The sequence below is a fragment of the Paenarthrobacter nicotinovorans genome (genome assembly GCF_007670255.1).
GTDB classification, from domain to species: domain Bacteria; phylum Actinomycetota; class Actinomycetes; order Actinomycetales; family Micrococcaceae; genus Arthrobacter; species Arthrobacter nicotinovorans_B.
In genome coordinates this window covers 1-552 of sequence record NZ_SZVS01000031.1, presented here as the reverse complement: position 1 = coordinate 552, position 552 = coordinate 1, and the positions used below count along the sequence as shown (strand labels likewise).

The 552-nt window shown below is 56.3% G+C and carries 1 rRNA gene; it reads left to right on the top strand.

Annotation, left to right across the window (positions count from 1 at the left end):
- Nucleotides 1-101 precede the first annotated feature (101 nt).
- Nucleotides 102-552: ribosomal RNA gene (locus tag FDP28_RS20400) — 16S ribosomal RNA — on the top strand; the annotation flags it as partial.

Genomic DNA, 552 nt, shown 5'->3' with positions numbered 1-552 from the left:
GCGCACCCCCGTGTGTGGTGGTCTGGTTTTCAGCTGGTTTCGAATTTTGTGCAGCTGCGTCCGTCGTTATTTCCGGTGGGTGTGGTTGTGTCTGTTATTTTTCAACGGAGAGTTTGATCCTGGCTCAGGATGAACGCTGGCGGCGTGCTTAACACATGCAAGTCGAACGATGATCCCAGCTTGCTGGGGGATTAGTGGCGAACGGGTGAGTAACACGTGAGTAACCTGCCCTTGACTCTGGGATAAGCCTGGGAAACTGGGTCTAATACCGGATATGACTCCTCATCGCATGGTGGGGGGTGGAAAGCTTTTGTGGTTTTGGATGGACTCGCGGCCTATCAGCTTGTTGGTGGGGTAATGGCCTACCAAGGCGACGACGGGTAGCCGGCCTGAGAGGGTGACCGGCCACACTGGGACTGAGACACGGCCCAGACTCCTACGGGAGGCAGCAGTGGGGAATATTGCACAATGGGCGAAAGCCTGATGCAGCGACGCCGCGTGAGGGATGACGGCCTTCGGGTTGTAAACCTCTTTCAGTAGGGAAGAAGCCGT